Below are 24,418 nucleotides of genomic sequence, written 5' to 3' on the forward strand. Positions count from 1 at the left end.
GATGGGCATCGAGGAGAAGCTCCCCTCCGGCGTCCTGCTCACCAGCGTCGAGAAGCTGGTCAACTGGACGCGGAAGACCTCGGTCTGGGGCGCCACGTTCGGTCTGGCCTGCTGCGCCATCGAGATGATGGCGGCAGGCGGTCCGCACTACGACATGGGCCGCTGGGGCATGGAGGTCTTCCGCGCCTCGCCCCGCCAGGCGGACCTGATGATCGTGGCCGGCCGGGTGAGCCAGAAGATGGCCCCGGTCCTGCGCCAGATCTACGACCAGATGGCCGAGCCCCGCTGGGTCATCTCGATGGGTGTCTGCGCCAGCAGCGGCGGCATGTTCAACAACTACGCCATCGTGCAGGGCGTCGACCACGTCGTACCGGTCGACATGTACCTCCCCGGCTGCCCGCCCCGGCCGGAGATGCTCATCGACGCGGTGCTCAAGCTGCGCGAGAAGATCATGCACGAGCCGCTGGGCCCGAACGGCCGCAAGATGCTGGAGGCCCGCCAGGCGCGCGGCGACGTGCCGGTGGTGCCGTACGGCTCGATGCCCTCGTCGTACCGCAGCGACAAGGCCCGGCGTGCCGAGTGGACGAAGGCGGTCCGCGAGGGGCGTGAGGAGCAGCTGCGGATCGAGAACTGGATGAAGGCGCAGAACCACCTTCAGGCGTCGCATAGGGGCCCGAAATGAGCAACGACAAGAACAACGACGGCGGGGTGCCGGTACCCACCACCCCGGTCGGTGCCAGCTCCACCGCCCCGGCGGAGTACCCGCCGGCCAGCCCGGCCGGCCGGGGCATGTTCGGCAACCAGGGCACCGGCGACGTCTCCGGCTACGGCGGCCTGGTCCGCCCGCGCAAGCCCATCGAGGAGGCGGCCCGGCCGTACGGGAGCTACTTCGACGAGGTGCGGGACGCGCTGGAGGAGGCGTACCCGGACTTCGGCGACGCGATCGAGAAGGTCGTGGTCGACCGGGGCGAGCTGACCCTGCACGTCCGCCCGGAGCGGATCGCCGAGGTCTGCCAGGTGATGCGCGACGACCTTGCGCTGCGCTTCGAGCTGCTCTCGTCGGTGTCCGGTGTGGACTACCTGGGCGCGCAGGAGCGCCGTCTGCACGTGGTCTACCACCTGACCTCGATGACCTACCGCCGCAGCGTCCGGCTGGAGGTGGCGGTCTCCGTCGAGGAGCCGCACGTCCCGAGCGTCACGGCCATCTACCCGACCGCCGACTGGCAGGAACGGGAGACGTACGACATGTTCGGTGTCGTCTTCGACGGCCACCCCGCCCTGACCCGGATCCTCATGCCGGACGACTGGGAGGGGCACCCGCAGCGCAAGGACTACCCGCTGGGCGGCGTCCCCGTCGAGTACAAGGGTGCGGAGATCCCCCCGCCGGACCGTAGGAGGTCGTACCAATGACCACGTCGAACTACGCGACCGAGCGCGAGACGACCGAGGGCAAGGTCTTCACCGTCACCGGCGGGGACTGGGACGAGGTCGTCTCCGGCACGGACCCGATCAACGACGAGCGGATCGTCGTCAACATGGGTCCGCAGCACCCGTCCACCCACGGCGTGCTCCGGCTGGTCCTGGAGCTGGAGGGCGAGACGGTCCGCGAGGCCCGCTCGGTCATCGGCTACCTGCACACCGGCATCGAGAAGAACCTGGAGTACCGCAACTGGGTCCAGGGTTCGACGTTCGTGACCCGGATGGACTACCTCTCGCCGCTGTTCAACGAGACGGCGTACGCGCTCGCGGTGGAGAAGCTGCTCGGCGTCACCGACGACATCACCGAGCGGGCCACCACCATCCGAGTGCTGATGATGGAGCTCAACCGCGTCTCGTCGCACCTGGTCTGGCTGGCGACCACCGCCATGGAGCTGGGCGCGATCAACATGATGCTGTACGGCTTCCGCGAGCGGGAGTACGTCCTCGACATCTTCGAGACCATCACCGGCCTGCGGATGAACCACGCGTACGTGCGGCCGGGCGGTGTGGCGCAGGACGTGCCGGACGACGCGATCCGCAAGATCCGCGACTTCCTCCAGCTGATGCCGAAGCGGCTCAAGGAGTACGAGAACCTGCTGTCCGGCCAGCCGATCTGGCTGGAGCGTACGCAGCACGTCGCGGTGCTCGACGTGACCGCCTGCATGGCGCTCGGCGTCACCGGCCCGGTGTTGCGGTCCGCGGGCCTCGCCTGGGACCTGCGCAAGACCATGCCGTACTGCGGTTACGAGACGTACGAGTTCGACGTGCCGACCCACACCGACGGTGACGTGTGGGGCCGCTACCTGGTCCGGGTGGCGGAGATCCGCGAGTCGCTGAAGCTGATCGAGCAGGCGCTGGACCGTCTGAAGCCCGGCCCGGTGATGGTGTCCGACAAGAAGATCGCCTGGCCGGCGCAGCTCGCCATCGGCGTGGACGGCATGGGCAACTCGCTGGAGCACGTCGCCAAGATCATGGGTCAGTCGATGGAGTCGCTGATCCACCACTTCAAGCTCGTCACCGAGGGCTTCCGGGTTCCGCCGGGCCAGGTGTACGTCGGCATCGAGTCGCCCCGCGGCGAGCTGGGCGTGCACGCGGTGTCCGACGGCGGCACCCGGCCCTACCGGGTGCACTACCGGGAGCCGAGCTTCGTCAACCTCCAGGCCCTCCCGGCGATGGCCGAGGGTGGCCTGATCGCCGACGTGATCGCCGGCGGCGCCTCGCTGGACCCCGTGATGGGTGGTTGTGACCGATGAGCTTTTCCGAAACGACTCGCACCCGGGCGCGGGAGATCATCGCCCGGTACCCGGCGGACCGGTCCCGCTCGGCGCTGCTGCCGCTGCTGCACCTGGTCCAGTCCGAGGAGGGCTACGTCTCCCCGGCCGGTGTCGAGTTCTGCGCCGAGGTGCTCGGGCTCAACAAGGCCCAGGTCGGCGCCGTCGCCACCTTCTACACCATGTACAAGCGCAAGCCCACCGGTGACTACCTGGTGAGCGTCTGCACCAACACCATGTGCGACGTGCTCGGCGGGCAGAAGGTCTACGACACCCTGGCCGAGCACCTCGGCGTCGGGCACGAGGAGACCACCGCCGACGGGAAGATCACCCTGGAGCACGCCGAGTGTCTGGCGGCGTGCGACTACGGCCCGGTGATGACAGTCAACTACGACTTCTTCGACAACGTGGAGCCGCAGGCCGCGCTCGACGTGGTCGAGGAGCTGCGCGCCGGCGGCCGGCCGATGCCGACCCGTGGGGCGCGGCTCTGCACGCTCAAGGAGATGGCGGTCCAGCTCGCCGGTTTCGCCGACGAGCGCGACGGCGCGGTGGCCGACGGCGGGCCGGGCGAGCCGAGCCTGCGCGGCCTGCGCCTGGCCGAGCAGCACGGCGTCTCGGTACCGGGCTTCGACCCGAAGACCCCGATCCGCAGCAAGGCCGAGGCCGACCGGGCCGCCGCCGAGGCGAAGGCGAAGGCCGAGGCCGCCAAGCCGGCCCCCGCGCCCGAGCCGGCCGAGCCGGAGGCGGCCACCGGCAGCACCGCGCCGGACGTGAAGGCGCCGGACGACAAGTCGCCGCAGGTGCGTACCGCCGAGACCCGGCAGCCGGACGCGAGCACCCCGGTGCCGGACGCGCCCGGCACCAAGGTCCCGGTGGACGGCCCGGCCCCGGCACCGCGCGACGCGCGGGCGGCGGAGGCGGCCGGCGTGGCGGCGAACCCGCCGGCCGGCGACGGCAAGCCCGCCGGCGACGCGGCCGGCGCGCAGGAGCGCAACCTCAAGGAAGCGGAGTCCGGTACGGGCGCGGACGGCGCCGACCCGGCGGACGCGAGCGGAACGGGGGTCCGGAAGTGACCACTCCTCGGCCGGAGACGCTGGCCAAGCTCACGCCGGTGCTCACCAAGCGCTGGCTCTCGCCGGACGCCTGGCGGCTCGGCACCTACGAGAAGCTGGACGGCTACGCCGCCCTGCGCAAGGCGCTCAAGGCGCACCCGGACGACCTGATCCAGCTGATCAAGGACTCCGGACTGCGCGGGCGAGGCGGCGCGGGCTTCCCGACCGGTCTCAAGTGGGGCTTCATCCCGCAGGGCGACGGCAAGCCGCACTACCTGGTGGTGAACGCCGACGAGGGCGAGCCGGGCACCTGCAAGGACCTGCCGCTGATGACCCACGACCCGCACTCGCTCGTCGAGGGCGTCATCATCGCCTCGTACGCGATCCGGGCCAACCGGGCGTACATCTACATCCGCGGTGAGGCGGTGCACGCCGCCCGGCGGCTGCGCAGCGCCGTCGACGAGGCGTACGCCAAGGGTTATCTCGGCCGGAACGTCCTCGGCTCGGGCTTCGACCTGGACCTGGTGGTGCACTCCGGCGCCGGGGCGTACATCTGCGGTGAGGAGACCGCGCTGCTGGACTCGCTGGAGGGCTTCCGCGGCCAGCCCCGGCTGCGCCCGCCGTTCCCGGCGACCCACGGCCTGTACGCCAGCCCGACCGTGGTCAACAACGTCGGCACCATCGCCAGCGTGCCGTACATCGTGCTCGGTGGCGCGGACTGGTGGAAGACGATGGGCACGGAGAAGTCGTCCGGTCCGATGATCTACTCGCTGTCCGGCCGGATCGCCGACCCCGGCCAGTACGAGTGCTCGATGGGCATCACGCTGCGCGAGCTGATCGAGCTGGCCGGCGGCATGAAGCCCGGGCACAACCTGAAGTTCTGGACCCCGGGCGGCTCGTCGACGCCGCTGCTGACCGCCGAGCACCTGGACGTGCCGCTGGACTTCGAGGGGGTGGCGGCGGCCGGCTCGATCCTGGGCACCACTGCTACGCAGATCTTCTCCGACCAGGACTGCCCGGTGTACGCGACCTACCGGTGGCTGGAGTTCTACCACCACGAGTCGTGCGGCAAGTGCACCCCGTGCCGGGAGGGCAACTACTGGATGGTCCGGGTCTACCGGCGCATCCTGGCCGGCCAGGGCACCCACGAGGACCTGGACACCCTGCTCGACACCTGCGACAACATCCTCGGCCGCTCGTTCTGCGGTCTCGGTGACGGCGCGACCAGCTCGGTGACCTCGTCACTGAAGTACTTCAAGCAGGACTACCTCGACTACATCGAGGGACGTACCGCTCCGAAGCTGTCGGAGAAGACCCTGGTAGGGGCGCACTGATGACCGACGTAGCCAAGCAGACCGAGACCGTCACGCTGACCATCGACGGCGTCGAGGTCACCGCGCCCAAGGGCGCGCTGCTGATCCGCGTCGCCGAGCAGCTCGGCACCGAGATCCCGCGCTTCTGCGACCACCCGCTGCTGGCCCCGGCCGGCGCCTGCCGGCAGTGCCTGGTGGAGGTGGAGGGCCAGCGCAAGCCGGTCGCCTCCTGCACCCAGACCGTCGCCGACGGCATGGTGGTGCGGACGCAGCTCACCTCCCCGGTCGCCAAGAAGGCCCAGGAGGGTGTGATGGAGCTGCTGCTCCTCAACCACCCCCTGGACTGCCCGATGTGCGACAAGGGCGGCGAGTGCCCGCTGCAGAACCAGGCGATGTCCACCGGCCGGACGGACTCGCGGTTCCACGAGCACAAGCGGGAGTACCCGAAGCCGCTGCCGATCAGCACCCAGGTGCTGCTCGACCGCGAGCGCTGCGTGCTCTGCCAGCGGTGCACCCGGTTCTCCGAGGAGATCGCCGGCGACAAGTTCATCGACCTGATGGGACGCTCCTCGCACGAGGAGATCAACATCTACCGGGACGACGCGTACGGCGAGGAGGGTGACGAGGGGGACGTCCCGTTCAACTCGTACTTCTCCGGCAACACCGTGCAGATCTGCCCGGTGGGCGCGCTGACCGGCACCCAGTACCGGTTCCGGGCCCGCCCGTTCGACCTGGTCTCCACGCCCAGCGTCTGCGAGCACTGCTCGGCCGGCTGCGCGCAGCGCACCGACTGGCGGCGCGGCAAGGTGCTGCGCCGGCTGGCCGGCGACGACCCGGCGGTGAACGAGGAGTGGAACTGCGACAAGGGCCGCTGGGGCTTCCAGTACACCCGCGCGTTCGACCGGATCAGCACGCCGATGGTGCGCGACGAGAAGACCGGTGAGCTGCGCGAGGCGTCCTGGAGCGAGGCGCTGACCCGGGCCGCCGAGGGGCTGCGCGCGGCCCGCGACGGCGCGACCGGCACGGCGGTGCTGACCGGCGGCCGGCTGACAGTCGAGGACGCCTACGCGTACGCGAAGTTCGCCCGCATCGCGCTGCACACGAACGACATCGACTTCCGGGCCCGCCCGGTCTCCCGCGAGGAGGCCGACTTCCTGGCCAGCAGCGTCGCCGGGGTCACCGACGTGACCTACACGGACGTGGAGAACGCGCCCGCTGTGGTGCTCGTCGGCCTGGAGCCGGAGGAGGAGTGCCCGATCCTCTTCCTGCGGCTGCGCAAGGCGTACCTGAAGAAGAAGCTCACCGTGTACGCGCTCGCGCCGTTCGCCACGCGCGGCCTGGAGAAGCTCGGGGCCAAGCTGGCCCGGGTGGTGCCCGGCGAGGAGGCCGGCGTGCTGGCCGAGCACGCCACGGTGGCCGAGGCGCTGGGTCAGCCCGGCGCGATCCTGATCGTCGGCGAGCGCCTGGCCGAGGTGCCGGGCGGCCTGTCGGCGGCGGCGGACGTCGCCCGGCGTACCGGTGCCCGGCTGGTCTGGGTGCCGCGGCGCGCGGGTGACCGCGGTGCTGTCGACGCGGGCTGCCTGCCCAACCTGCTCCCCGGCGGCCGGGTCGTCACCGAGCCGGCCGCGCGCGCGGAGCTGGGCGAGGCGTGGGACATCCCGGCCGGGGTGATCCCCAGCCAGGCCGGCCGCGACACCGACGGCATCCTCACCGCCGCCGCGAACGGACAGATCGGCGCCCTGGTGGTGGCCGGCGTCGACCCGGCCGACCTGGCCGACCCGCGCCTGGCCGAGTCCGCACTGGACGCGGTGCCGTTCCTGGTCAGCCTGGAACTGCGGATGAGCGCGGTGTCCCGCCGCGCCGACGTGGTCCTGCCGGTCGCGCCGGTGGTCGAGAAGGCCGGCAGCTTCCTGGACTGGGAGGGCCGGCTGCGCACGTTCGAGAAGGTGCTGGACACCGGCGCGATGACCGACGCCCGCATCCTCGACGCGCTCGCCGCGCAGCTCGACGTGCGGCTGGGCACCGGTGACGTGCCGAGCATCCGGCGCGAGCTGGGCGCGCTGCCGCGCACCCGGGTCGAGCGGCCGTCGGCGCCCTCGGTCGAGCCGGCCGCGGTGCGGCAGCCCGGACCGGGCGAGGCGGTGCTCGCCACCTGGCACCAGCTGATCGACCTGGGCAGCCTCACCGACGGCGACGAGCACCTCGCCGGCACCGCCCGCCCGCCGGTGGTCCGGCTCGGCAAGGGCACCGCCGAGGCGCTGGGTGTGGCCGACGGCGACCCGGTCACGGTGGGCACCGACCGCGGCGCGATCACGCTGCCGGCGGCGATCACCGAGATGCCCGACGGCGTCGTCTGGCTGCCGACCAACTCACCCGGCTCCACCGTGCGGCGCGGCCTCGGCGCGACGTCCGGCGACGTGGTGAGCGTCTCCGCAGTCGGGAACGAAAGGTGGGTGCAGTGAACCCCGTCATCCTCGCGGCGCAGGACCCGACGCTTGCCGACTTCGGCAAGGACCCGTGGTGGCTGGTCCTCGGCAAGATCCTGTTCGCGTTCGTCGTCGCCGTGGCGGCCACGCTGCTCGGCGTCTGGTTCGAGCGCCGGGTCGTCGGCCGCATGGCGGTGCGGCCCGGCCCCAACCAGGCCGGTCCGTTCGGTCTGCTCCAGACGCTCGCCGACGGCGTGAAGCTGGCCTTCAAGGAGGACATCCTCCCGCGCAAGGCCGACAAGGTCGTCTACTTCTTCGCCCCGGTGATCTCGGTGGTCTGCGCGGTCACCGCGCTGTCGGTGATCCCGTTCGGGCCGATGGTGAGCATCTTCGGGCACCGGACGCCGCTCCAGGTCACCGACGTGTCGGTGGCGGTGCTGGTGGTGCTGGCCTTCTCCTCGCTCGCCGTGTACGGCATCGTGCTCGGCGGCTGGGCCAGCGGCTCCACCTACCCGCTGCTCGGCGGCCTCCGCTCGGCGGCCCAGCTGGTCTCGTACGAGGTCACCATGGGCCTGAGCGTGGTCGCGGTGTTCATGACCGCGGGCACCATGTCGACGAGCGGGATCGTCGCCGCGCAGGGTGACGGCACCCGGCTGAGCATCGGCGGCTTCGACCTCGCCGCGCCCGGCTGGTACGCCATCCTGCTGCTGCCCAGCTTCATCATGTTCTTCATCGCCATCGTCGGTGAGACGAACCGGGCGCCGTTCGACCTGCCCGAGGCGGAGTCGGAGCTGGTGGCCGGTTTCCAGACCGAGTACAGCTCGCTGAAGTTCGCGCTGTTCATGCTCAGCGAGTACGTCGCGATGGTGACCATGTCGGCGTTCACCGTGACGCTGTTCCTCGGCGGCTGGCACGCCCCGTGGCCGATCACGATCTGGTCGGGCGCCAACGAGGGCTGGTGGCCGATGCTGTGGTTCTTCGGCAAGGTCATCATGCTGGTGTTCGTCTTCGTCTGGCTGCGCGGCACGCTGCCCCGGCTCCGGTACGACCAGTTCATGCGGTTTGGCTGGAAGGTGCTGCTGCCGCTGAACCTGGTCTGGATCATGGTGCTCGCCGGGCTGCGCTCGATCGAGGACTGGCAGACCCGGGACCGGCTGCTCGTCACCGCCGTCGGCGCGGGCGTGCTGCTGCTGGCCACGCTCTTCTGGCCGTCGCGGAAGAAGGAGCCGAAGCCGTCGCTCCAGGAGCAGGCGGACACCCGGCCGTACGGCAGCTTCCCGCTGCCGCCGATGGATCTTCAGGTTCCGCCGAGCCCGCGTACGAAGCGCGTGCTCGCCGAGCGGGAGCCGGCCAACGTGGTCGCCGGCCCGGACTCCAGGGAGGTGTGACGTGGGCGCGATCACCGGAACGTTCAAGGGCTTCGGTGTCACCTTCTCGCACATGTTCAAGAAGGTCGTCACCACCGACTACCCGTTCAAGCCGCCGGTCTCGGCGCCGCGCTACCACGGGCGGCACATCCTCAACCGGCACCCGGACGGGCTGGAGAAGTGCATCGGCTGCGAGCTGTGCGCCTGGGCCTGCCCGGCCGACGCGATCTACGTGGAGGGTGGCGACAACACCGAGGAGCAGCGCTTCTCTCCTGGTGAGCGGTACGCCAGCACCTACCAGATCAACTACGCCCGGTGCATCTTCTGCGGGCTCTGCATTGAGGCCTGCCCGACCCGTTCGCTCACCATGAGCAACGAGTACGAGCTGGCCCGGGACAACCGGCAGGACCTCATCTTCACCAAGGAGCAGCTGCTCGCGCCGCTGCTCGAAGGCATGGAGCAGCCGCCGCACCCGATGCGGCTGGGCGACAGCGAGAAGGACTACTACGTCGGCGCGCTCACCAACCCGGGCACCTCGGCCGGCGCCGAGCGCTCGCCGATGGGCCCCGGCCGGTACCAGGTGGAGGAGCACCCCGGCGTGACCTTCCCCGGCGCCGAGCAGGCCGAGCAGCGGTCCGCCGCCGCAGCGGGCAAGGGAGGCAAGGCATGACCTCGGCTACGGTGCTCGCCGCCGCCGGCCAGGTGTCCGGGGGTGAGGAGGTCACCTTCTGGATCCTCGCGCCGCTGGCCCTGCTCGGGGCGATCGGCATGGTGTGGGCCCGCAACGCGGTCCACTCCGCGCTCTGGCTGGTGCTGACCATGCTCTGCCTGGGCGTGTTCTACGTGCTCCAGGCCGGGCCGTTCATCGGCATGGTGCAGATCATCGTCTACACCGGCGCGATCATGATGCTGTTCCTGTTCGTGCTGATGCTCGTCGGCCGGGACGCGTCCGACTCGCTCATCGAGACGCTGCGCGGCCAGCGGGTCGCCGCAGTGGTCCTCGGGCTCGGCTTCGCCGGCCTGGTGGGCACCGGCCTCTACCGCGCGCTCGACGGCGTCCAGCCGGTCGGGCTCGACGAGGCGAACGGCGAGGGCAACGTCCAGGGCATCGCCCGGCTGCTGTTCACCAAGTACGTCTTCGCCTTCGAGCTGACCTCGGCGCTGCTGATCACCGCCGCCGTCGGCGCGATGGTGCTGGCGCACGTGGAGCGGCGCAAGGCGGACCGGATGGACCAGATCGCCACCATGAAGGCGCGGTTCCGCCCCGGCAACTACCCCGGACCGAAGCCCGGCCCGGGCGTCTACGCCACGTCCTCCTCGGTGGCCACCCCGGCCCGTCTGCCCGACGGCCGGCTGACCGACCGCAGCATCCCGGAGATCATGCCGGTGCGCGAGTTGACGGCCGAGGAGACCGCACCGAAGGGGACTGATCGGTGAGCGCGAGGAGTGCAGCGAAGCGGAGCCCCGCAGTCGCGAACGAAAGGCTGGCACGGTGACCCCGGACTACTACCTCATCCTCGCGGCGGTGCTGTTCACCATCGGCGCCGTGGGCGTGCTGGTCCGGCGCAACGCGATCGTGCTGTTCATGTGCATCGAGCTGATGCTCAACGCGGCCAACCTGACCCTGGTCACGTTCAGCCGGATCAACGGCGACCTGAACGGCCAGATCATGGCGTTCTTCGTGATGGTGGTGGCGGCGGCCGAGGTCGTGGTCGGGCTCGCGATCATCATGGCGATCTTCCGGACCCGGCGCTCGGCCAGCGTCGACGACGCCAACCTGCTGAAGTACTGAGGGGCTCGTGGTGGAACAGATTCTGACGATCGCCCAGTCTGAGCCAGCCGAAGCCGTCACCTTCGCCACGGCGGACGGGATGCTGGGCAGTGTCTGGCTGCTGGTGGCGATCCCGCTGGTCAGCGCGGCGATCCTGCTGCTGCTCGGCAAGCGGGCCGACCGCTGGGGCCACTGGCTGGGAGTGGGCGCCATCGGCGCCGCCTTCGTGCTCGGGCTCACCTACTTCTTCCAGTTGCGCGGGCTGGAGAACAAGCAGGTCGAGCTGAGCCTCTGGGACTTCATGGCGGTCGGCAACCTGAAGGTGGACTTCGGTCTGCTCTTCGACCCGCTGGCCGCGGTCTTCGTCCTGCTGATCACCGGGGTGGGCTTCCTGATCCACCTCTACGCCGTGGAGTACATGGCGCACGACGCGGGCCGGCGGCTGTTCTTCGCGTACTTCAACCTGTTCGTCGCCGCCATGCTCCTGCTGGTGCTCGGCAACAACTACGTGATGCTCTACTTCGGCTGGGAGGGCGTCGGCCTGGCGTCGTACCTGCTGATCTCCTTCTGGTACGGCCGGCCCAGCGCGGCCACCGCCGGCAAGAAGGCGTTCCTGATGAACCGGGTCGGCGACGCCGGCCTGGCCATCGGCATCTTCATCATGTTCGCCGTGCTCGGCACCACCCAGTACGACGAGGTGTTCAACGGGGTCGGCTCGATGACCTCGACCACCGTGCTGGTGCTCGGCCTGCTGCTGCTGCTCGGCGCGGCCGGCAAGTCCGGTCAGTTCCCGCTCCAGGCGTGGTTGCCGGACGCGATGGAGGGCCCGACCCCGGTGTCCGCGCTCATCCACGCGGCCACCATGGTCACCGCGGGCGTCTACCTGATCGCCCGCTCCAACGCGATCTTCTCGGCCAACGAGACGCTCCAGCTCGTGGTGGTCAGCGTCGGCGCGCTCACGCTGCTGATGGGCTGCATCATCGGCGCGGCCAAGGACGACATCAAGCGCGTGCTGGCCTGGTCCACGGTGAGCCAGATCGGCTACATGTTCCTCGGCGTCGGTCTCGGCGGCGGCGCGTACGCGCTCGCCATTGTGCACCTGCTGGCGCACGGCTTCTTCAAGGCCAACATGTTCCTCGGCGCCGGCTCGGTCATGCACGGCATGAACGACCAGGTGGACATCCGCCGCTTCGGCGGGCTGTCCAAGTACATGAAGGTCACCTGGCTGACGTTCATGATGGGCTGGCTCGCCATCATCGGCATGTTCCCGTTCTCCGGCTACTTCTCCAAGGAGCCGATCATCGTGGCCGCGTTCGAGCGGGAGGGCTGGACGGCCTGGCTGTTCGGCATGGCCGCGCTGCTCGGCGCCGGGCTCACCGCGTTCTACATGACGCGGCTGTTCGTGCTCACGTTCCACGGCCCGAAGCGCTGGACCGAGGACATCGAGCACCCGCACGAGTCGCCGAAGCTGATGACCGTCCCGCTGATCCTGCTGGCGGTCGGCTCGGTCGGCGCGGGCTTCCTGCTCGCCACCTCCGTGCCGGACTGGCTCACCGCCACCAACGGGCTCGCCGCCGAGAGCGGGGAGCACGCACCCGTGCTGGCGCACTGGCTGCTCACCGCGCTGTCGCTGCTGCTCACCGTGCTGGGCGCCGGGCTGGCCTGGTTCCTGTTCCGCTCCGGCACGGCCACCGAGCCGCAGCCGGCCGGCGTGGTGGTCACCGCCGCCCGCCGGAACCTCTACACGGACGCCTTCAACGAGGCGGTCTTCGAGAAGCCGGGCATCTTCCTCACCCGGGCGCTGGTGTTCCTCGACAACCGGGGCGTCGATGGGCTGGTCAACGGCCTGGCCGCCGCCGTGGGCGGGGGCTCGGGCCGGCTCCGGCGGCTCCAGACCGGCTTCGTGCGGTCGTACGCGACCTCGATCCTGACCGGCGCGCTGCTCGTGGTGGCGGCGTTCCTGGCGGTGCAGGCGGGGTGGCTGGCGTGATCGACCTCAACGCGGCCGCCCCCGCCGGCGGGCCACGCAGTCACGACGGAGGTAAGGCCGAATAATGTCCAACTTCCCGTTCCTCTCGGTGCTGACCGTGGCGCCGCTGGTCGGCGCCCTGGTGGTGGCACTGCTGCCCCGCAGCCGTCCGGACCTGGCCAAGCTGGTGGCGTTCGGCTGGTCGCTGCTGGTGCTGGTGCTCTCGGTGGTGATGTGGTTCGCCTTCTCCGCCGGCGGTGACCGGTTCCAGTTCCGCGAGTCGTACCCGTGGATCCCGAACTGGGGCGTGAACTTCACCTTCGAGGTGGACGGCATCGCGCTGGTCATGCTGATGCTGATCGCGATCCTGGTGCCGCTGGTGATCCTGGCGTCCTGGCACGACGCCGAGGCGTCGAAGCGCTCCGTGCCCGCGTACTTCGCGCTGCTGCTCGTCCTCGAATGCACGATGATCGGCGTCTTCGCCGCCGCCGACGTCTTCCTGTTCTACGTGTTCTTCGAGGTCATGCTGGTGCCGATGTACTTCCTGATCGGCAGCTACGGCGGCCACCAGCGGCAGTACGCGGCGGTGAAGTTCTTCCTCTACTCGCTGGTCGGCGGTCTGTTCATGCTGGCCGCGGTGATCGGCCTCTGGGTGGTCGGCGGGAAGACCTTCGACTGGCAGGCACTGAGCCAGGCGGAGTTCGCCACCGACACGGCCCGCTGGCTGTTCCTGGGCTTCTTCGTCGCCTTCGCGATCAAGGCGCCGTTCTTCCCGTTCCACACCTGGCTGCCGGACGCCGGTGGCGCGGCACCGGCCGGCGCCGCCGCGCTGCTTGTCGGCGTGCTGGACAAGGTCGGCACGTTCGGCATCCTGCGCTACTGCCTCCCGCTGTTCCCGGAGGCGTCGCGCTGGTTCGCACCGTGGGCGCTGGCGCTCGGTGTCATCGGCATCATCTACGCCGCGCTGCTGGCGGTCGGTCAGAACGACCTGAAGCGCCTGGTGTCGTACACCTCGATCGCGCACTTCGGGTTCATCGGCGTCGGCATCTTCGCGTTCACCACCCAGGCCGGCACCGGCGCGGTGCTCTACATGCTCAACCACGGCCTGGCCACCGGCCTGCTGTTCCTCGTGGTCGGCATGCTGATCGCCCGGCGCGGCTCGGCGCTGATCAGCGACTTCGGCGGCGCGGGCAAGCTGGTGCCGGTGCTGGCCGGTGTGCTCTTCTTCGCCGGTCTCGCCTCACTGGCGCTGCCGGGTACCGCGCCGTTCGTCTCCGAGTTCCTGGTGCTGATCGGCACGTTCACCGTCAACAAGCCGGTCGCCGTGATCGCCACGCTCGGCATCATCCTGGCGGCGGCGTACGTGCTGTGGATGGTGCAGCGCACCACGCAGGGCACGCTGAACCCGGCGCTGACCGAGGTCGAGGGCATGCGCCGTGACCTCACCCTGCGCGAGAAGGTGGTCGTCGCGCCGCTGATCGCGCTGATCGTGCTGCTCGGCTTCTATCCGAAGCCGGTCACCGACGTCATCAACCCCGCCGTCCAGGCGACCATGCAGGACGTCGGCAAGTCCGACCCCGCCCCTGAGGTCGGCAGCGTCCAGGAGGCCGCGAAGTGAGTGAACTGAGGCTGCCGTCGATCGACTACGCGGCGCTCGCTCCCATCCTGATCATGCTGGGTGCGGCGCTGCTCGGGGTCCTGGTCGAGGCGTTCGTGCCGCGTCGTCTGCGCAACGCGGTGCAACTCGGGCTCGCCCTGGTGGCGATGCTCGCCGCGATCGTCATGGTGATTCTCAACGCCGACGACCGGCTGATCACCATCGGCGGCGCCATCGCGATCGACGGCCCGACGCTGTTCCTCCAGGGCGCGATCCTGGTGCTCGCGGTGATGGCGCTGCTGCTCGTCGGTGAGCGCACCGTGGAGCGGGGCGGCGCCTTCGTGGCGCACGCCGCTGTCACCGCCGAGTCGGCGGAGGACCGGCGGCAGGCCGAGGGCGTCGGTGGCGCCACCGAGGTCTACCCGCTGATGTCGTTCGCGATCGGCGGCATGCTGATCTTCGTGGCGGCGAACGACCTGCTGACCATGTTCGTCGCGCTGGAGGTCTTCTCGCTCCCGCTCTACCTGCTCTGCGCGCTGGCCCGCCGCCGGCGTCTGCTGAGCCAGGAGGCGGCGCTGAAGTACTTCATGCTCGGCGCGTACGCCTCGGCGTTCTTCCTGTTCGGTGTCGCCCTCATCTACGGCTTCACCTCCGGCATCCCGGGCCGTACGGCCGGCGTCGACTTCGCCACCGTGCACGCCGCGGTCACCGACTCCCCGTCCAGCCCGGTGCTGCTGTTCGCCGGTATGGCGCTGCTTGCCATCGGCCTGCTGTTCAAGGCCGCCGCCGCGCCGTTCCACGTCTGGACGCCGGACGTCTATCAGGGCGCGCCGACCCCGGTCACCGGCTTCATGGCAGCCTGCACCAAGGTCGCCGCGTTCGGGGCGCTGCTGCGCGTCTTCCACGTCGCGTTCGCCGGGGCCTCCTGGGACTTCACCCCGGTGCTCGGCGCGATCGCGGTGCTGACCATGCTGGTCGGCGCGGTGCTGGCGGTCACCCAGACCGACATCAAGCGCCTGCTGGCGTACTCGTCGATCGCGAACGCCGGTTACCTGCTCGTCGGTGTGCTGGCACCGAGCCGTGAAGGGCTCTCCGGCACCATGTTCTACCTGGCCGCGTACGGCTTCTCGGTGCTCGCCGCGTTCGCCGTGGTGACGCTGGTGCGCGACGCCGACGGGGAGGCCACCCACCTGTCTCGCTGGGCCGGGCTGGGCCGCCGCTCGCCGTTCTTCGCGGCGATCTTCACGTTCATCCTGCTGGCCTTCGCCGGTATCCCGCTGACCAGCGGCTTCACCAGCAAGTTCGCGGTCTTCGGCCCGGCCCTGGAGGCGAACCAGGCGTGGCTGGTGATCGCCGGCGTGCTGACCAGCATGGTGCTGGCGTTCCCGTACCTGCGGGTCGTCGTCATGATGTGGCTGTCCGAGCCGGGCGAGTCCACCCCGACGGTGACCGTGCCCGGCGCGCTCACCTCGGCCGCCCTGGTCATCGGCGTGCTCGCTACGCTGGTCCTCGGCGTGGTGCCCGGCCCGCTGCTCGACCTGACCACCGGTGCCGCCGAATTCGTCAGATGACAGAGGTGTTCCCACCGGGGGCCGGTACGCCGTGGCGTGCCGGCCCCCGGCCCGTATCCCCGTCGACGAGCAGGTCGAACGGGTGTGGCATGGTTGAGGACGTGGCGAACCCGGCTGGCGAGCGTTCAGGTCAGTTCGGCGCGCTCGGCCTGCATCTCGCCGACCCGCGCGTCGAAGCCTCCGTGCTGGGCGTGCTCGACCGGGTCGAGACGAGCCTGCGGGCGAGCGTGGCGAGCGCCGATCCGCTGGTGACCGAGGCGTCCCGGCACCTGGTCGAGGCCGGCGGCAAGCGGTTCCGTCCGCTGCTGGTGGCGCTGGGCGCCCAGTTCGGCGACCCGGATACCGACCAGGTCGTCCCCGCCGCCGTGGTGATGGAACTCACCCACCTGGCGACGCTCTACCACGACGACGTGATGGACGAGGCCGCCGTGCGTCGCGGCGCCCCGAGCGCCAACTCCCGCTGGACCAACTCGGTGGCCATCCTGGTCGGCGACTACCTCTTCGCCCGGGCCGCGGACATCGCCGCCGACCTCGGCCCCGAGGCGGTACGCCTCCAGGCGCGCACGTTCGCCCGGCTGGTGCACGGCCAGATCGCCGAGACGGTCGGCCCGCGCGACACCGACCCGGTCGCGCACTACCTGCACGTGATCGCCGAGAAGACCGGTTCACTCATCGCCACCTCGGCCCGCTTCGGCGGCATGTTCGGCGGCGCGGCTCCCGAGCACGTGGAGGCCCTGGCCGAGTACGGCGAGATCATCGGCGTCGCGTTCCAGCTCTCCGACGACCTGCTGGACATCGCCAGTGAGTCGGTCCAGTCCGGCAAGACGCCCGGCACCGACCTGCGCGAGGGCGTACCCACCCTGCCGGTGCTCTACGCGATGGCCTCCGACGACGCGGACGCGGCGAGCGTACGGCTGCGCGAGATCCTGGCCACCGGCCCGCTGGTGGACGACGCGTTGCACGCCGAGGCGCTGGGCCTGCTGCGGGAGTCGCCGGCGCTCAAGCGCGCCCGGGAGACGGTGCGCAGCTACGCCGAGGACGCACGCGCCCGGCTGGCTCCGCTGCCCGAGGGTCCGGCGCGTCGCGCGCTGGAGTCCCTCTGCGACTACATCGCCGACCGCACCAGCTGACCCCCGCGCGCCCACCCTCACTCGCTCGGGCTCTCGTCGATCATGAAGTTGACGGCCGCCCGTACGGCGTGTCGCGCCGCTAACTTCATGATCGACGCGACGGGGCTCGGGGGCGACGCGGACGGTCAGGGGAGGGCGGGGGTGGGGGTGGGGGTGGGGGTGGGGCGTAGGAGGCGGGCGCCCAGCAGCATCAGGAGGGCGGCCAGGAGCATCGCCGCGGCAGCAGTCAGCCACATCGCCGGGTAGCCCGCCGCGCCGGCCAGCGCGCCCAGGCCGAGCGGACCCAGGCAGCCGCCCGCGTACACCCCGGTCTGGGTGATCGAGGTGGCGGCGGCCGGGGCCTGCGGGTGGAGCCGGACCACGGCGAAGTTCATCAGCCCCGGCCAGGCCCAGCCCAGACCGAAGCCGAGCACCACGCCCGCTACCAGCGGCGCCGATCCGGCCACCGCGAGCAGGATGAGGCCGACCGAGCCGGTCAGCAGCATCCCGGCGATCAGCCCGACGTGCCCGCTGGTGCGCCGGTCGGCCAGCCAGCCGACGCCCACCCGGGCGAGCACGCACACCACGCTGCCCAGGGTCAGCGTCAGGCCGGCCAGGCCGGGGGAGAGCCCTCGCGCCGCAGCCGAGTCGACCAGGAACGTGCCGAGGGCGTTCGCCGCGGCTGCCGCGAGCGTCGCGGCCAGCCCGATCACCACGAGCGGGCCGGTGCCGCCGGGACCGCGACCGGAGGCGGTCCGGGCCTGCCGGTCCCGTCCGGCCCGGGGTACGGCCGGCAGCACGGCGAGCGCGGCCACCGCTGCGGCCACGAAGGCCCAGCGCCAGCCGGCGGTGAGCGCGACAGTGGGTACCGCCAGGCCGGCCAGCAGCGTGGCGGCCGGTACGGCGGCCTGCTTCACGCCGAACGAGAGGCCCTGCCGGTGGGCGGGTACGTGCTCGGCCAGCGCGGCGTTGCTGGCGAGCTGCCCGAGGGCGTTGGCGGCGGCGCTGAGCGCCAGCAGCGCCACCAGGATCGGGTACGACCGGGCCAGCCCGGCCACTGCGAGCAGCGAGGCGGCGGAGAGCAGGATGGCGGCCCGGGCGACCGGGGCCGAGCCGAAGCGCTCGACCAGGGCGCCGGAGGGCACCGAGGCGAGCGCGCTCACGCCGAAGTAGATCGAGACGGCCAGGCCCAGCCCGGCCGGGCTGAAGCGGAGTTCGTCAGCGAGCTGGACGGCGAGCCCACCGACCAGGAAGACGGGCAGGACGCACACGATCGTGGTGAGGGTGGCGCCCGCGCCGACCGTGACGGCGTGGCGGGACGCCGGAGGGGCGACTCGCGAAACTGTTTCAGTCATCGCGAGCACACCTTACGCCCGGACGTTTTGGCTGCTCATCGTGTCCGTCGACACACGGTCTGTGTCCGGTCTTCTGGCATCCTCCATCCGAACAGGCATTTCGCACTCGGCCGGTTTTTCATATGGTGTAAGTCCCCGGCGGCGGAGGTGGTTGTGCGCGACCCCTTGGCGGAACCTTCGGACCTGATCCGTAGCGTGTCTCGCGCGCTTCGAGTGCTCGAGTCGGTCGGCCGTGCGCCGAGAGGGCTCACCGTGAAGCAGATCGCCCGGCGCTGCGAGCTGACCGTCGCCACGACCTACCACCTGGTGCGCACGCTCGCGTACGAGGGCTACGTGATCCGGCGCGAGGACGGGACGTACATCGTGGGGTTGGAGGTGGCCGACCGCTACCGCGAGCTGGTCACCGCGTTCCGGGGGCCGCCGGCGGTGGGCGAGGCGCTGCGCCGCGCGGCGTCGGACACCGGCTGGAGCCACTACCTCGGCCGTTTCGTCGGCGGGCAGGTGGCGGTGACCGCGTCCGCCGAGGGGCCCCGCTCGCCCTACATGGAAGACCTGGTGCCGGGCTTCGACGAGGGCGCGCACGCCACCGCGCTGGGCAAGAGCCTGCTCGCCACGCTCACCACCGAACAGCGCTTCCGCTACCTGCGCGAGTACGGCATGCGCCCGTTCACCACCGCCACCCTCACCACTGTCGAGGCGTTCGAGGCGGACCTGGCCGCCGGTGACCGGCGCGGCATGCAGCTGGAGCTGGGGCAGTTCCGGCAGGGCGTGGCGTGCGCCGCGGTGCTCGTCAGCCCGGACAAGGACATCGAGCGCCGGGTGGTGCTGGCCTGCGCGCTGCCGGCCGGCGAGATGATGACATCGGCCCGGGTGGTCCGCGCCAAGCTCCTCACCGCCGCGCGCGCCATCGCCGACGGGATCGCCTCCGAGAACTGACTCGCCGCGCGCCGATCCCCGCCGGGACCGCCTCCGAGAACTGACGAGGGGCCGCCGACCTGGTGGGTCGGCGGCCCCTCGCGGGGCGGTCCAGCGCCGGACCGCCCCCGGGGTGGGTCAGCTGCCGACCGGGCCGCCGTCGAGGCGCCAGGTGACCACCACGCCGGGCTTGGCGAAGTCGCCGTCCGGCCAGGTGGAGGCGGGGTTCTCCACCGACGCGCCGGAGACCTCGCCCGGGTGCTGCACGGCCACGAAGACCGAACGGTTGTCGCCGGTGATGAACGGGCCGCAGGTCTCCGCGCCGAGCGGCACGGTGAGGAACTGCTTCAGGTGGCCCCGCTCCGGACCCTCGACGGCTGTGGCGAACAGGCCGTCGTTGCTGCCCAGCGCGTTGCCGTCGGTCGAGATCCACAGGTTGCCGGTGGCGTCGAAGGCGACGTTGTCCGGGCAGGAGATCGGGGAGACCTTCGTCTTGTCGTACCCTGCGAAGTAGGTCGAGGCGTCGGCCGGGTCGCCGCAGACGATCGGCAGCGACCAGGCGAAGGTCTCGGCGGTGTTGTCGCCGCGGTCCTCGACCAGCTCCAGGATCTGCCCGTGCTTGTTGCTGTTGCGCGGGTTCGCCTCGTCGGCGGGCGCCTTGCCGGCCTTGCCGCGGTCGCTGTTGTTCGTCAGCGCCACGTAGACCTTGCCGGTGAGCAGGCTCGGCTCGACGTCCTCGGGCCGGTCCATCTTGGTGGCGCCGACCTTGTCCCCGGCCAGCCGGGTGAAGGTGAGCACGTCCGCGGCGGTCATGCCGTCGACGTACGAGCGGTTGCCGCTGACCAGCTTGATCCAGCGGCCCCGGCCGCCGAACCCACCGTCGGCCGGGAGCTTGCCGGAACCGTCGATCTCGGCGGCCGGGCTGTCGCCCTCGATCTTCGCGACGTAGAGCGTGCCCGACTCCAGCAGCGTCAGGTTGTGCCGCCGCGCCACCGAGGACTTCCCCGGCATGAACTTCTTGTCCGAGACGAACTTGTAGAGGTAGTCGAAGCGCTCGTCGTCGCCCATGTACGCGACCACCCGGCCGTTGCGCGCCACGATGACGTTCGCGCCCTCGTGCTTGAACCGGCCCAGCGCGGTGTGCTTGCGCGGCTTGGCCTGCGGGTCGAACGGGTCGATCTCGACGATCCAACCGAACCGGTTCGCCTCATTGGGGTGCTTGGCCAGGTCGAAGCGCTCGTCCGCCCGCTCCCACTTGCGGCTGCCGCTCGGGTGGCGCACGTCGGTCGGGATGCCGTACCGGGCCAGCTTCGGCTTCTGCTCCTCCGGCGCGCCGTCTCCGCCGACGAAGTACTGGTTGAAGTTCTCCTCGCCGGAGAGCACCGTGCCCCACGGGGTGACGCCACCGGCGCAGTTGTTGAGCGTGCCGATCACCGTCCGGCCCTTCGGGTCGGCGGCGGTACGCAGCCACGCCGAGCCGGCGGCCGGGCCGGTCAGCTCGAACTTCGTCGCCAGCGCCGTGACCCGGCGGTTGTACTCCCGTCGGCCACGCCGCACCGGCTGCCACTGCCCGGTGTTCTCCACCCGCTCCAGCTCCACCACGGACATGCCGTGCGCGGCCATCGCCACCCGTACCTGCTCCACTGTGAGCGCGTCCTGGCTGGTGAAGCCGGGGAACATCAGGTCCTCGTTGGTGTACTCGTGGTTCACCACGAGCAGCGCGCGCCGACGGTCGATCGGGAGCACCCCGACGAAGTCGTTGTTGTAGCCGAACTGCTTGGACTGGGCGGCGGCGGTCTGCCGGCCCAGGCTGAACGCGGGCGCGCCGGGCACGACCTCGTCACCCCAGCGGATCACGACGGAGTGGTCGTACCCGTTGGGGACCACGAGGGTGTCGAGCTTGTTCGGCGGGATCGGCTTGAACGTCAACGCGCCGCTACCAGGGCGGCCCGCGCCGGCGGGCGAGACCTCGCCGCCGCCGGGCACGGGCGGGGCGGCGGGCGCAGCGGCGGCCGGCGCGGCGCCGGCGAGCGCGCCCGCGGCGGCGCCGCCGAAGCCGAGCACCAGCGCACCGACCGCGCCGGCCCGGACCACGCCGCGCCGGGAGATCTCGGTGTCGACCACGTCGCCGAAGTACGGGTTGTCGGTCGGGTTCGGCACCGGGTGGTCACACGCGTTGCCGCACCGGTACAGGCAGGTCATCGCGTCGCGGCTGCCGTGGCGGGTGCCACCCAGCAGCGGAAGCAGGCGAGGCCGGTCGCTCATGAGGTGGAGCCTCCTGATCTCAACGTCGGAAGGCGCGCGGGCGAGACGGCCCGGGCGCTCACCCGCCGGACGCTGCCAGGGCACGGTGAGCGGGGATCGGCCCGGACCTGAACCGGACGTGAACAGCTCCGCGTTGACCTGCGGATGAACCGTTCGGCGTCACGGCACGTATGGAAGGGCGAACGCATCGCCGGTTTCCCCGCCGCCGGAAGCGAGGTACCGCCATCAGCGACCACGACGCCCAACTGCTGCGCGCGCTGCACGACGAGCATGCCGACGCGTTGTACGCGCACGCCCTGCGGCTGGTCAACGGCGATCGGCCCCGGGCCGAGGACCTGGTGCAGGAGACGCTCCTGCGCGCCTGGCGACACCCCGAGTCGCTGGACCCGCGACGCGGCTCGGTACGCGCCTGGCTGTTCACCACCGCGCGGAACCTGGCGATCGACGCCTGGCGGCGGCGCTCGGCCCGGGTCGGCGAGGTCTACACGGACGAACTGCCCGAGACCGCCGAGACGGTCGACGAGACGGAGCGCGCGGTGGAGGCGTGGACCGTGGCCGAGGCGCTCAACCGGCTCAGCCCGACCCACCGGGAGGTGCTCGTCGAGTGCTTCTACCAGGGACGTTCGGTGGCGGAGGCGGCGGCACGGCTGGGCGTACCGCCGGGGACGGTGAAGTCGCGTACCCACTACGCACTGCGCTCACTACGGTTGGCGCTGGCCGAGATGGGGGTGACCGGGTGACACGCTGCGAGTTCGCGCACGACGACGGGGCGTACGTGCTCGGCGCCCTCGCCCCGGCGGACCGGGTCGCCTACGAGCGGCACCTGGCCGGGTGCGCGCAGTGCCGGGAGGCGGTGGCCGAGATCGCCGTGCTGCCCGGCCTGCTGGGGCGGCTCGACCCGGCCGGGCTGGAGCAGTTCCTGGAGGTCGGGCCGGAGACGTCGCGGGTGCCCGCGCTGCTCGACGCCGCGCGCGAGCGCAAGCGCCGCGAGCGGTCCCGCTCCCGCCGACGGTACGCGCTGACAGCGCTCGCCGCCGCCGCGCTCGCGGTGCTGGCGGGCGTCGGCGTGGGACTCGTGCAGTCGCCCGCCGAGCCGACGAAGCCGCCGGTGGCGCTGGCCTCGATGCGGCCGGTGGCCGGGACGGTGCCGGTGCACGCCGAGGTGGGGCTGACCGAGACGCCGTGGGGCACCGAGGTCACCATGCACTGCGGGTACGACAGGCGGGCCGGGCACCGGGAGGCGTACACGTTCCGGCTGGTGGCGCACGGCCCGGACGGCGCGACGGAGCAGATCGGCTCGTGGCTCGCCGCCCCCGGTGACGACCTGCGCTTCTCCGGCGTCACCCGCTTCACCAAGGGCGAGCTGGTCCGCCTGGAGCTGCTCCGAGGAACAAACGCCCCCGTCCTGGCCTACGACCTGCGCTGACCCCGCCCCCGCCCGCTCTCTCCGTTGATCTTGCACTTGTGGCCCTCGGTGCGGGTGGTTCGCCCCTTTCGCCGGGGCGGTAAGTGCAAGATCAGCGGGACGGGGTGGGGGTGGGGGTGGGGGCGGTCGGGGTGCGGGCGGCCTGGCGGGTGCGGTGGGAGTGGCGCAGGGCGTCGGCGGTGAAGACCACCAGGGCGAGCCAGACCAGGGCGAAGCCGGCCAGCCGGGCCGGCGGCATCGGCTCGTGGAAGATCAGCACGCCGCAGCCGAGCTGGAGGATCGGCGCGAGGTACTGCAGCATGCCGACAGTGGACAGCGGCAGCCGGTTCGCCGCCCCGGCGAACAGCAGCAGCGGGATCGCGGTGGCGGCCCCGGCCAGCACCAGCAGCGCGGTGTGCCCGGCCGAGACGTGCCCGAACGTCGAGTCGCCGCGCGCCGACAGCCACCCCAGGTACGCCAGTGCGGGCAGCGCCAGCACCGCTGACTCGACGAACAGCCCTTCCGTGGCGGGCAGCGCGAGCTGCTTCTTGACCAGCCCGTACCCGGCGAAGCTGAACGCCAGGGTGAGCGCCAGCCAGGGCAGGCGGCCGTAGTCGACGGTGAGCACCGCGACCGCGAGCGCACCCACGCCGAGCGCCGCCCACTGGGCGCGGCGCAGCCGTTCCCGCAGCACCAGGACGCCGAACAGCACCGACACCAGCGGGTTGATGAAGTAACCGAGCGCCGTCTCCACCACCCGGTCGGAGTTCACGCCGTAGATGTACGTGCCCCAGTTGACCGCGATCAGCGCGGCGGCGAGCCCGATGCCGGCGAGCGCCCGGGGTCGCCGGGCCAGCTTGCGCAGGAAGCCGGCGTGCCGCGTGGCGGCCAGCAGCAACGCCACGAACGCCACCGACCAGAGGATCCGGTGCGCGAGGATCTCCACCGGCCCGGCCGGGCGCAGCAGCTTCAGGTAGATCGGGAAGAAACCCCAGATCAGGTACGCGCCGACGCCGTACAGGTAGCCGAGCCGGAGCTGGTTCACCGCTCCACCGTAAGTGGTGGATCCTTATCTTGGTCCTTATCGGTGACCGGCGTCACCCGCTGATCCAGCTCCATCCACCGATCCGCTGCGACCGGCTTGAAGCCGATCTTCGCGTAGACCCCGTGCGCGTCGAGCGTGGCCAGCAGGATCCGGCGTACGCCCAGCTCGTTCAGGTGGTCGCGGACCGCGCCGGCCAGCCAGGTGCCCAGCCCGCTACCCCGCTCGGCCGGGTCCACGTACACGTCGCAGAGCCAGGCGAACGTGGCCCCGTCGGTGACCACCCGGGCGACAGCGACCTGCCGTCCGTCACCCGGCCGGTAGACGCCGAAGCCGATCGAGCCGGTGAACGCGCGCGCCACCGTCTCCCGCTCCCGCCCCAGCGCCCAGTACGCGTCGGTGGAGAGCCAGACGTGCACCCGGTCCAGGTCGATCCGATCCGGGTCGGTGCTGATCTCGTAGCCGTCCGCGCGGGTCAGGGTGAACACCCGGCCGAGGCTAGTACCCCCGG

21 protein-coding genes are annotated in these 24,418 nt (G+C 71.3%); 17 read left to right on the top strand and 4 right to left on the bottom strand.

Annotated features, from left to right (window positions below; translation table 11 throughout):
- Position 1: 1 nt before the first annotated feature.
- The 14 genes from FB454_RS12345 to FB454_RS12410 all read left to right on the top strand — a co-directional run bounded on the left by FB454_RS12345 (position 2) and on the right by FB454_RS12410 (position 16,946).
- Positions 2-682, top strand: coding sequence for a NuoB/complex I 20 kDa subunit family protein (locus tag FB454_RS12345; protein WP_013283602.1), 681 nt, complete (start codon positions 2-4; stop codon positions 680-682).
- Positions 679-1,410 (top strand): NADH-quinone oxidoreductase subunit C, encoded by a 732-nt coding sequence (locus FB454_RS12350; protein WP_030273589.1) that lies wholly within the window; start codon positions 679-681, stop codon positions 1,408-1,410. Before FB454_RS12345 ends, FB454_RS12350 begins: the two co-directional genes overlap by 4 nt.
- Positions 1,407-2,732 (top strand): NADH-quinone oxidoreductase subunit D, encoded by a 1,326-nt coding sequence (locus FB454_RS12355; RefSeq protein ID WP_030273591.1) that lies wholly within the window; start codon positions 1,407-1,409, stop codon positions 2,730-2,732. Before FB454_RS12350 ends, FB454_RS12355 begins: the two co-directional genes overlap by 4 nt.
- The gene (nuoE, locus tag FB454_RS12360; protein ID WP_013283605.1) at positions 2,729-3,823 is read left to right on the top strand and encodes an NADH-quinone oxidoreductase subunit NuoE; all 1,095 of its coding nucleotides are present in this window, start codon (positions 2,729-2,731) and stop codon (positions 3,821-3,823) included. Before FB454_RS12355 ends, nuoE begins: the two co-directional genes overlap by 4 nt.
- Positions 3,820-5,136, top strand: coding sequence for an NADH-quinone oxidoreductase subunit NuoF (nuoF, locus tag FB454_RS12365; protein ID WP_013473557.1), 1,317 nt, complete (start codon positions 3,820-3,822; stop codon positions 5,134-5,136). The genes nuoE and nuoF overlap by 4 nt, the downstream gene beginning before the upstream one ends.
- Complete coding sequence (locus FB454_RS12370) at positions 5,136-7,577, top strand: NADH-quinone oxidoreductase subunit G (RefSeq protein ID WP_013283607.1); 2,442 nt, start codon at positions 5,136-5,138, stop codon at positions 7,575-7,577. Before nuoF ends, FB454_RS12370 begins: the two co-directional genes overlap by 1 nt.
- Complete coding sequence (nuoH, locus tag FB454_RS12375; protein WP_013283608.1) at positions 7,574-8,929, top strand: NADH-quinone oxidoreductase subunit NuoH; 1,356 nt, start codon at positions 7,574-7,576, stop codon at positions 8,927-8,929. Before FB454_RS12370 ends, nuoH begins: the two co-directional genes overlap by 4 nt.
- Position 8,930: 1 nt before the next feature.
- Positions 8,931-9,578 (top strand): NADH-quinone oxidoreductase subunit NuoI, encoded by a 648-nt coding sequence (gene nuoI, locus FB454_RS12380; protein ID WP_013283609.1) that lies wholly within the window; start codon positions 8,931-8,933, stop codon positions 9,576-9,578.
- Positions 9,575-10,345 (top strand): NADH-quinone oxidoreductase subunit J, encoded by a 771-nt coding sequence (locus tag FB454_RS12385; protein WP_013283610.1) that lies wholly within the window; start codon positions 9,575-9,577, stop codon positions 10,343-10,345. Before nuoI ends, FB454_RS12385 begins: the two co-directional genes overlap by 4 nt.
- 55 nt (positions 10,346-10,400) lie before the next feature.
- Positions 10,401-10,700, top strand: coding sequence for an NADH-quinone oxidoreductase subunit NuoK (gene nuoK / locus FB454_RS12390; protein WP_013283611.1), 300 nt, complete (start codon positions 10,401-10,403; stop codon positions 10,698-10,700).
- Between the two features lie 7 nt (positions 10,701-10,707).
- Positions 10,708-12,669, top strand: a complete 1,962-nt coding sequence (gene nuoL, locus FB454_RS12395; RefSeq protein ID WP_013283612.1) for an NADH-quinone oxidoreductase subunit L — start codon at positions 10,708-10,710, stop codon at positions 12,667-12,669.
- A gap of 64 nt (positions 12,670-12,733) precedes the next feature.
- A complete protein-coding gene (locus FB454_RS12400) occupies positions 12,734-14,266 on the top strand; it encodes an NADH-quinone oxidoreductase subunit M (protein ID WP_013473559.1) in 1,533 nt (510 codons plus the stop codon).
- Positions 14,263-15,816, top strand: a complete 1,554-nt coding sequence (nuoN, locus tag FB454_RS12405; RefSeq protein ID WP_013283614.1) for an NADH-quinone oxidoreductase subunit NuoN — start codon at positions 14,263-14,265, stop codon at positions 15,814-15,816. The genes FB454_RS12400 and nuoN overlap by 4 nt, the downstream gene beginning before the upstream one ends.
- 89 nt (positions 15,817-15,905) lie before the next feature.
- Positions 15,906-16,946 (top strand): polyprenyl synthetase family protein, encoded by a 1,041-nt coding sequence (locus tag FB454_RS12410; protein WP_013473560.1) that lies wholly within the window; start codon positions 15,906-15,908, stop codon positions 16,944-16,946.
- A 125-nt stretch (positions 16,947-17,071) separates the two neighbouring features.
- On the opposite strand, the gene FB454_RS12415 is transcribed toward FB454_RS12410, so the two are convergent.
- On the bottom strand, positions 17,072-18,280 hold the full coding sequence (locus FB454_RS12415) for an MFS transporter (RefSeq protein WP_145822962.1): 1,209 nt from the start codon (positions 18,278-18,280) through the stop codon (positions 17,072-17,074).
- Positions 18,281-18,433: 153 nt separating this feature from the next.
- On the opposite strand from FB454_RS12415, the gene FB454_RS12420 reads away from it, so the two are divergent.
- Positions 18,434-19,216 carry an IclR family transcriptional regulator gene (locus tag FB454_RS12420; RefSeq protein ID WP_013283617.1) on the top strand — a complete coding sequence of 261 codons (783 nt, stop codon included), beginning with the start codon at positions 18,434-18,436 and terminating at the stop codon, positions 19,214-19,216.
- Positions 19,217-19,333: 117 nt separating this feature from the next.
- Here FB454_RS12420 and FB454_RS12425 read toward each other — a convergent pair whose 3' ends face one another.
- On the bottom strand, positions 19,334-21,460 hold the full coding sequence (locus tag FB454_RS12425; RefSeq protein ID WP_145822963.1) for a PhoX family protein: 2,127 nt from the start codon (positions 21,458-21,460) through the stop codon (positions 19,334-19,336).
- A gap of 170 nt (positions 21,461-21,630) precedes the next feature.
- Here FB454_RS12425 and FB454_RS12430 point away from each other — a divergent pair, with 170 nt between their 5' ends.
- Positions 21,631-22,200, top strand: a complete 570-nt coding sequence (locus FB454_RS12430; protein ID WP_013283619.1) for a sigma-70 family RNA polymerase sigma factor — start codon at positions 21,631-21,633, stop codon at positions 22,198-22,200.
- A complete protein-coding gene (locus FB454_RS12435; protein ID WP_013283620.1) occupies positions 22,197-22,886 on the top strand; it encodes an anti-sigma factor family protein in 690 nt (229 codons plus the stop codon). Before FB454_RS12430 ends, FB454_RS12435 begins: the two co-directional genes overlap by 4 nt.
- 91 nt (positions 22,887-22,977) lie before the next feature.
- On the opposite strand, the gene rarD is transcribed toward FB454_RS12435, so the two are convergent.
- Positions 22,978-23,910: an EamA family transporter RarD gene (rarD, locus tag FB454_RS12440; protein WP_145755282.1), complete on the bottom strand. Its 933-nt coding sequence runs from the start codon at positions 23,908-23,910 to the stop codon at positions 22,978-22,980.
- On the bottom strand, positions 23,907-24,395 hold the full coding sequence (locus FB454_RS12445) for a GNAT family N-acetyltransferase (protein WP_013283622.1): 489 nt from the start codon (positions 24,393-24,395) through the stop codon (positions 23,907-23,909). The genes rarD and FB454_RS12445 overlap by 4 nt, the downstream gene beginning before the upstream one ends.
- Positions 24,396-24,418: the final 23 nt, after the last annotated feature.

This window comes from Micromonospora sp. CNZ297, assembly GCF_007827625.1.